6 protein-coding genes are annotated in these 8,342 nt (G+C 69.1%); 5 read left to right on the top strand and 1 reads right to left on the bottom strand.

Annotated elements, in window-relative coordinates:
• Positions 1-88: 88 nt before the first annotated feature.
• The gene (locus tag ABIC44_RS15770) at positions 89-583 is read right to left on the bottom strand and encodes a DUF4142 domain-containing protein (RefSeq protein ID WP_354296495.1); all 495 of its coding nucleotides are present in this window, start codon (positions 581-583) and stop codon (positions 89-91) included.
• A 189-nt stretch (positions 584-772) separates the two neighbouring features.
• Here ABIC44_RS15770 and ptsP point away from each other — a divergent pair, with 189 nt between their 5' ends.
• The 5 genes from ptsP (at position 773) to ftsH (ending at position 8,295) form a co-directional block, all read left to right on the top strand.
• Positions 773-3,046 carry a phosphoenolpyruvate--protein phosphotransferase gene (gene ptsP, locus ABIC44_RS15765; RefSeq protein ID WP_354296494.1) on the top strand — a complete coding sequence of 758 codons (2,274 nt, stop codon included), beginning with the start codon at positions 773-775 and terminating at the stop codon, positions 3,044-3,046.
• Between the two features lie 91 nt (positions 3,047-3,137).
• The gene (locus ABIC44_RS15760; RefSeq protein WP_354296493.1) at positions 3,138-4,094 is read left to right on the top strand and encodes a helix-turn-helix domain-containing protein; all 957 of its coding nucleotides are present in this window, start codon (positions 3,138-3,140) and stop codon (positions 4,092-4,094) included.
• 73 nt (positions 4,095-4,167) lie between these two features.
• Complete coding sequence (locus ABIC44_RS15755) at positions 4,168-5,103, top strand: tetratricopeptide repeat protein (protein ID WP_354296492.1); 936 nt, start codon at positions 4,168-4,170, stop codon at positions 5,101-5,103.
• Positions 5,104-5,210: 107 nt separating this feature from the next.
• The gene (gene tilS, locus ABIC44_RS15750) at positions 5,211-6,203 is read left to right on the top strand and encodes a tRNA lysidine(34) synthetase TilS (protein ID WP_354296491.1); all 993 of its coding nucleotides are present in this window, start codon (positions 5,211-5,213) and stop codon (positions 6,201-6,203) included.
• A gap of 124 nt (positions 6,204-6,327) precedes the next feature.
• Positions 6,328-8,295 carry an ATP-dependent zinc metalloprotease FtsH gene (gene ftsH, locus ABIC44_RS15745; protein ID WP_307100618.1) on the top strand — a complete coding sequence of 656 codons (1,968 nt, stop codon included), beginning with the start codon at positions 6,328-6,330 and terminating at the stop codon, positions 8,293-8,295.
• The last annotated feature ends 47 nt before the right edge of the window (positions 8,296-8,342 follow it).

Genomic DNA, 8,342 nt, shown 5'->3' with positions numbered 1-8,342 from the left:
CGGTGCCGCCATCGACACCTTCACGCCTGCCGAATGCGCCAACTACTTCGCCGCAGCCGGTTACGATGCAGACTGATCGGAATTTGCTCTAGCGCGGCATCTGTTGCAGCATCTGGATATGCTGCTGCACGATCGGGACGGCGCTTTGCGCGCTGGCCTTCAGCGCGGGCTTGTCGCCGTTCGCCGCATAGCCCTGGTGCAGTTCGAGCGCGGCCTGATGCGCGGGGATCTGCTGCCCGATATAGAGCCGGTCGAAAGCGTCGCCCGAAGCGCGGTTCAGCTCGCCGATCGAAGCCTGTGCCCCGCCCAGCCGGGGCGGTGTCGGCCTCAGGCCGTCCTGTCGCGCCGCGTGCACGGTGGCGGCGGTCGTCTGCTGGTGATGGTCGATCATCATCTGCGCGAATCGCCGGACTTCGGCATTGCGCGACTTTTGTAGCGCGAGCTTGCTGGAGGTGATCTCGTACAGATCGCTCATGCCCGCCGCCTTCACATAATCGGGGGTCTGCGCCATGCCGGAGATGGGGGCGGCGGCGATGCCGAGCGCGAGGCGAAGGGCAGGCGCGATGCGAAGGGCCTTGGGCATGATGATCTCCCGTGCGATGGATGCGGGATCGCAACCGGCCGATCATCGCGCTGTTCGGTATAAGCATCGGAAATATAACGCGGATCAGTCACTTGGGCGATATGGGAGAGGCGCGTCCACCGGGAAAAGGCACGGCGCTGCGATATTAGGGCATGACACCGCCGCCTGCCGTCTGTTAGCCCTGTCGCCATGCCCGTTTCGGCCGCCGCATCCGCCCGCGAGATCCTCGTCCGCCTCCACGACGTAATGGCGTCGCGCGCGCCCGCCCAAGCCAAGCTGAACCAGGTGGTCCAGATCATCGGCGAGGCGATCGGCAGCGAGGTATGCTCCATCTATCTGCTGCGCGAAGGGGTGCTGGAGCTGTTCGCGACGCGCGGGCTGGCCGAGGAGGCGGTCCACGTCACCAAGCTGGCGCTGGGCGAGGGGCTGGTTGGCACGATCGCCGAGGATGTCGAGGTGCTGAACCTGGACGAAGCCGCGAGCCATCCCGATTTCGCCTATAAGCCCGAGACGGGCGAGGACCGGTTCCACAGCTTTGCGGGCGTGCCGATCATCCGGCGCGAACGGGCGGTGGGCGTGCTGGCGGTGCAGCATAGCGAGCCGCGCAAATATGCCGATGTCGAGATCGAGGCGCTGCAGACCGTCGCAATGGTCCTGTCCGAACTGATCGCCAATGCCGGGCTGATCGACGCGACGGGCGCGGCGGGGGCGCGGCCGCAGATGACCGCATCGGTCCGGCTGGGCGGGCAGAAGCTGGTCGACGGCATGGGCAGCGGCTTTGCCGTCTACCACCAGCCGCGCATCGTCATCGAGCATACGGTCGCCGAGGACATCGATGCCGAGCGCCGCCGGGTCTATGCCGCGTTCGACAAGATGCGCGAACAGATCGACCGCATGGCGCGCGAGGCCGAGTTCGGCGTGGCGGGCGAGCATGTCGAGGTCATCGAGACCTATAAGATGTTCGCCTATGACGAGGGCTGGGCGCGCCGGATCAACGAGGCGATCGACAGCGGCCTGACCGCCGAGGCCGCGATCGAGCGGGTGCAGCAGCGCACGCGCCAGCGGATGCGCCAGATCGACGATCCGCTGCTCGCCGACCGGATGCACGATCTGGAGGACCTGTCCAACCGGCTGTTGCGCATCGTGTCGGGCCAGATGGGCACGGCGGCGCAGCTGGGCCTGCGCCAGGACACGATCCTGATCGCGCGCAACCTGGGTCCGGCCGAGCTGCTGGAATATGACCGGCGGCGGCTGAAGGGCGTGATCCTGGAGGAAGGGTCGCTGACCGCGCATGTCATCATCGTGGCGCGTGCGATGGGCGTGCCCGTGCTGGGCCGGGTCAGCGATGTGCGGCGCCAGATCGCGGAGGGCGACCAGCTGCTCCTCGACGTGACCGAGGGCAGCGTGCTGGTCCGTCCGACCTCGGCGATGGAGGAGGCGTTCGAGGCCAAGCTGGCGCTGCGCCAGAAGCGGCGCGCGGCGTTCGCGGCCCTGCGCGACGTGCCGCCGGTGACGAAGGACGGGCACCGCGTCACGCTGATGGTCAATGCCGGGCTGCGCGACGATGCCGCCGCGCTCGACACCACGGGGGCGGACGGGATCGGGTTGTTCCGCACCGAATTCCAGTTCCTCGTCTCCGCCACCCTGCCGCAGCGCGAGCGGCAGCAGCGTCTGTACCGCGACGTGATGGAGGCGGCGGGCGACCGGCCGGTCGTTTTCCGCACCATCGACATCGGCGGCGACAAGGCGCTACCCTATCTGAACACGCCCGCCGGGGACGAGGAGAATCCGGCGATGGGCTGGCGCGCGCTGCGCCTGGCGCTGGAGCGCGACGGGCTGATGAAGGCGCAGGCGCGCGCGCTGATCGAGGCGGGGGCGGGGCGCACCCTCCACGTCATGTTCCCGATGGTGTCGGAGGCGTGGGAGTTCGACGAGGCCAAGGCGCTGTTCGAGGCGCAGCGCGCCTGGCTGGACGCGCGCGGACGCCGCCTGCCGATCGAGGTGCGCTATGGCGCGATGCTGGAGGTGCCCGCGCTGGCCGAACAGCTCGACCTGATCCTGCCCAATGTCGACTTCCTGTCGATCGGCACCAACGACCTGACCCAGTTCCTGTTCGCCGCCGACCGGGCCAACCCGAAGCTGGCCGAGCGCTATGACTGGCTCAGCCCCTCGATCCTGCGCTTCCTGCGCCGGGTGGTCGAGCCCGCGCGCGCGGCGGGGGTGCGCGTCGGCGTGTGCGGCGAGATGGGCGGGCGGCCGCTGGAGGCGATGGCGCTGATCGGGCTGGGGCTCGACCGGCTGTCGATCACCCCGGCGGCGGTCGGGCCGGTCAAGGCGATGATCCGCTCGCTCGACCGCGCCGCGATCACCGCCGAGATGGCGCGGCTGCTCGCCAATCCGGTCCGCGACATGCGCGGGGCGCTTGGTGCCTGGGCTGCGACGAATGGTGTGGAATTGGCCTGACGCGGGGCGGGGCTCCGCGTTGACTTGATCCCAGCCGTCTGAAAGAACGACCGCGATCATGGGGTGGGCCATGGTCACTTCGGAGTTGAGAATGGACGAGGTTAATCCCGGCCACGATGCCGCACCGGCGGCACCTGCCCGCGCCGGTGACGTCCTGCGCACGGCGCGCGAGGCGCAGGGGCTTTCGCTCGGCGATATCGGTGCGCGGACGCGTATCCCCAGCCGCCATCTCGCGGCGATCGAGGCATCCGATTATCAGAGCCTGCCATCGGCCACCTATGCGGTCGGCTTCGCCAAGGCCTATGCCCGTGCCGTGGGCGCGGACGAGGTGGCGATCGCGCAGGCGGTGCGCGCCGATGTCGACCGGCTGGGCCGCCGCATCACCGAATATGTGCCCCAGGATATCGCCGATCCCGCCCGCGTGCCGTCGCGCGGGCTGGCGATCCTCGGCGTCGGGCTGGCGCTGGCGCTGCTGATCATCGCCGGGCTGTGGTACGGCACCGACCTGTTCCGCCGCGACCACACCGCGCAGGAGGTGCCCGCCGCGACCCCGCTCGCCAACGCGAACGCCGCCGCCCCGGCCCCGACGCCCGCACCCAGCCCGACCCCGGTGACGGGCGGCAAGGTCGTGCTGACCGCCAAGGGCGATGTCTGGCTGCGCGTCTATGACGCCAACAACGTCACGCTGAAGATGGGCACGCTGAAGCCCGGCGAGCAATATGAGGTGCCCGCCAATGCGCAGGGGCCGCTGTTGAATGTCGGCCGTCCCGACAAGCTGGCGGTGACGCTGAACGGCGCGGCCATCCCGCCGCTGGGCGACGGATCGCGCGCGATCAAGGACGTGCGGCTCGACCCCGCCTCGATCGCGGCGCGTCTGTCCGGCGCGCCCCAGCCCGCCGCCAGCACTTCGCCGACCCCTGTCGCCGCGCCGCGCGTGCGCGAGGAGCGGCGGCGCCCGACGACGACCGGCAACGATGCAGGGGTGGCGGCACCGCCCGCCCCCGCGCCGTCGCCGACGCCCGCCGCCACGGCACCGGCGGATCTTTAAGGCTGGAGACAGCCGGGACGGGGCATAGGGTGCCGCGTCCGTTCAACAACCAGCCCACCGGGGGGTGAGACCGATGCGTAACCTGTTGTTGGCCGGGGTCGCGGCCGTGATGATCCTGCCGACCGCCGCGCAAGCCCAGTCCAATGTCGAGGGCCGGGTCGGCAAGCTGGAAAGCGAGATGCGCGCGGTCCAGCGCAAGGTGTTTCCGAACGGCGCGGGCGGCTATGTCCAGCCCGAGATCACCGCGCCCCAGACCCAGGCGCAGGCCCCCGGCGTGCCCGCGACGAGCGCGCTGGCCGACCTGACCTCGCGCGTTACCTCGCTGGAGGAGCAGATGGCCAATCTGACCGGCCAGATCGAGCAGAACGGCTTTCGCACCCGCCAGCTTCAGGAGCAGTTCGACGCCTATAGGCGCGGCACCGAGGCGCGGTTGAAGGCGCTGGAGGCCGGGCCTGCCCCGATCGCCCCGGCCGGGCAGAGCGCGCCGCTCGACACCGGAACGCCCGCGCCGACGGCCTCGACCCGTCCGACCAAGACCCCGGCGGCGGTCGTCGCCAGCGGCGATACGGCGGCCCCGGCGGCGGCCGGCGGCGCGGCGGTGGAAAAGCCATCGACCGGCGATGCGGCCGAGGACGCCTATCTCTATGGCTATCGCCTGTGGGCGGCCAAGCGCTACCCCGAGGCCGAGGCGCAGTTGAAGAAGGTCGTCGCGGACTATCCCAAGAGCCGCCGCGCCAGCTATGCGCAGAATCTGCTGGGCCGTACCTATCTCGACTCGGGCAAGCCCAGCCTCGCCTCGATGGCCTTTTATGAGAATTACAAGAAATTCCCCGATGGCGAGCGCGCGCCCGAAAGCCTGATGTATCTGGGCCAGGCGCTGACCAAGCTCAACAAGGCCGCCGATGCCTGCAAGGTCTATGACGAGCTGAGCGATGTCTATGGCGCCAAGCTGTCGGGCGCGATGAAGGGGCAGGTCGCGGCGGGACGTTCGGCGGCCAAGTGCCAGTAAGCGGCTGATCCGCTCGAAACCGGCGGCGGGCAGGGGGCCGAAACCCCTTGCGCGCGGGCGGCGGAAGGGCCAGAGCGGGCGCATCCCTCACCAGTTTCGAGAGCATCATGGCCACCGATGCCACGGCCGTCGATCAGATCGCGCGTTTCGCGGCGGATCTGACGATCCTTCACGATTTGTCCTCCGATACGGCGCCGCTGTTGCTGGGCGTGTCGGGCGGCCCCGACAGCATGGCGATGCTGATGCTGGCGGCTTCGGCCTTTCCGGGGCGGATCGCGGTGGCGACGGTCGATCACGGTCTGCGCCCCGAGGCCGCCGACGAGGTGCGGATGGTCGCGGCACATTGCGCCACGCTGGGCGTGCCGCATCACGCCCTCAGGCCCGGCGAGGCGATCGCCGGGGCCAGCATCCAGGCACAGGCGCGCGAGGTCCGCTATGCGCTGCTCGCCGAGCAGGCGCGGGCGATCGGCGCGGCGGCGATCCTGACCGCGCATCATGCCGACGACCAGGCCGAGACCTTCCTGATGCGCGCCGCGCGTGGGGCCGGGCTGTCGGGGCTGTCGGGGGTCCGGGCCCGGACGGTCATCGCGGGGGTGACGGTGCTGCGCCCGCTGCTCGACTGGCGCCGCGCCGAGCTGCGCCGGATCGTCCGCCGCGCCGAGGCGCCCTTTGTCGACGATCCCGCCAATCATGATCCCCGGCACGACCGCACCCGGTTCCGCCAGCTGCTCGACGGGCATGAATGGCTGGGCGTGGCGCAGCTCGCGCGGGCGGCGGCGCAACTGGCCGAGGCGGACACCGATCTGCGCGCGACGGTCGACTGGCTGTGGCAGGAGCGGGCGCAGATCGACGCGGACAATGTCCGCATCGCCGCCGCCGACCTGCCGCGCGAGCTGGGGCGTCGGCTGGCGCGGCGCGCGATCGGCACCGTCCGCGCCGCCGCCGCGATCGAGGCTCCCGCCTGGAACGAGGGCGGCAATATCGAGAAGCTGCTCGACGCGCTGGCGCAAGGCAGCCGCGCGACCCAGGCGGGCGTGATCGCCAGCGTGCGGTCGGGTATCTGGCGCTTCCGTCCCGCGCCGCCCCGCCGCACCGGCTGAGCCGGGGGCCGACTCGGGCGCGTGATCGACGTCGGAGGGGGCGCTCGATCACTTTGATCGGCGTTGTTCCATTGCCATTAACCTCGCTGTGCCTATCTTGAGGGCTGAAAGGTATCCGGCACCGATGAACGACAACGACAAGCAACAGAGCCCCGATCCCAATGGGGGCGGCAACCCCTGGATGAAGAGCCTGTTGATCTGGGTGGGCATCCTGATGGCGCTCGCCCTGTTCGTCAGCCTGTCCGGCGCGGGATCGTCGGCGCAGAGCGGCAACCAGATCGAATATTCCACCTTCCTCGACAAGGTGGACGAGGGGACGGTGAAGACCGCCGTCATCTCGCGCGATTCGATCACCGGCACGCTGTCCTCGGGCGAGAAGTTCCGCACCAGCCCGGTCCCCGATTCGCAGCTGATCCCGCGTCTGCGCGACAAGGGCGTGACCTTCACGGCCAAGGCCGAGGAAGGCCCGTCGATCTGGATGCTGATGCTGTACAACTCGCTGCCGTTCCTGCTGTTCATCGGCATCGCCTTCTTCGTTCTGCGCCAGATGCAGAAGGGCGGCGGGGCCAGCGGCGCGATGGGCTTTGGCAAGAGCCGCGCGCGGATGCTGACCCAGAAGGAAGGCAAGGTGACCTTCGACGATGTGGCCGGCATCGATGAAGCGCGCGAAGAGTTGCAGGAAATCGTCGAATTCCTGAAGGACCCGTCGAAGTTCGCCCGTCTGGGCGGCAAGATCCCGAAGGGCGCACTGCTGGTCGGCTCGCCCGGCACCGGCAAGACGCTGCTGGCGCGCGCGATCGCGGGGGAGGCGGGCGTGCCCTTCTTCACCATTTCGGGTTCGGACTTCGTCGAGATGTTCGTCGGCGTCGGCGCCAGCCGCGTGCGCGACATGTTCGAACAGGCCAAGAAGAGCGCGCCTTGCATCGTCTTCATCGACGAAATCGACGCGGTCGGCCGCCATCGCGGTGCGGGCCTGGGCAACGGCAATGACGAGCGCGAGCAGACGCTGAACCAGCTGCTGGTCGAGATGGATGGTTTCGAGGCCAATGAGGGCATCATCATCATCGCCGCGACCAACCGTCCCGACGTGCTCGACCCCGCGTTGCTGCGTCCCGGCCGCTTCGACCGCCAGGTCGTGGTGCCGCGTCCGGATATCGATGGCCGCGTGAAGATCCTCGAAGTCCATATGAAGAAGGTGCCGCTGGCACCCGACGTCGATGCCCGCGTCATCGCGCGCGGCACGCCGGGCTTCTCGGGTGCGGACCTGGCCAATCTGGTCAACGAAGCCGCGCTGATGGCCGCGCGCAAGGGCAAACGCCTGGTCGCCAATGCCGAGTTCGAGGAAGCCAAGGACAAGGTCATGATGGGCGCGGAGCGTCGCTCGATGGTCATGACCGAGGACGAGAAGCGGATGACCGCCTATCACGAGGCGGGCCATGCGATCATCGCGCTTCACGAACCGGCTTCGGACCCGATCCACAAGGCGACGATCATCCCGCGCGGTCGCGCGCTGGGCATGGTGATGCGCCTGCCGGAGCGCGACTCGTACAGCTATCACCGCGACAAGATGTACGCGAACCTGGCGGTCGCCATGGGCGGTCGTGTCGCCGAGGAGATCATCTTCGGTTACGACAAGGTGTCGAGCGGCGCGAGCGGCGACATCCAATATGCCACGGGTCTGGCGCGTGACATGGTCACCAAATGGGGCATGTCGGACAAGGTCGGCCCGGTGGAATATGCCCAGCCCGAGGGCGAGAGCTTCCTGGGTTATTCGTCCAGCCAGCCGGTGCGCATGTCCAACCAGACTGCGCAGCTGATCGACGACGAGATCAAGTCGATCGTCGAGGGCGGCCTGCACCGTGCCAAGCACGTCCTGACCGAGCATGTCGACCAGCTCCATCTGCTGGCCGGTGCGCTGCTGGAATATGAGACGCTGTCGGGCGACGAGATCAAGAAGCTGATCGCGGGCGACGATATCGGTCGCGACGATCCCAAGGCGAAGGCGGTGCCGATCGCCAAGGCGGGAACCTCGATCCCGAAGACGCGGCGCGGCCCCGGACCGTTCGGATCGCCGAGCCCGCTGGGGGCGTGATCTTCCAGCCAAGCTGACACAAGGGCCATCCCCGAAAGGGGGTGGCC

This window comes from Sphingomonas sp. 1185 (genome assembly GCF_040544655.1).
In the GTDB taxonomy this organism is placed as follows: domain Bacteria; phylum Pseudomonadota; class Alphaproteobacteria; order Sphingomonadales; family Sphingomonadaceae; genus Sphingomonas.
This window is presented reverse-complemented; position numbering and strand designations above follow the sequence as displayed.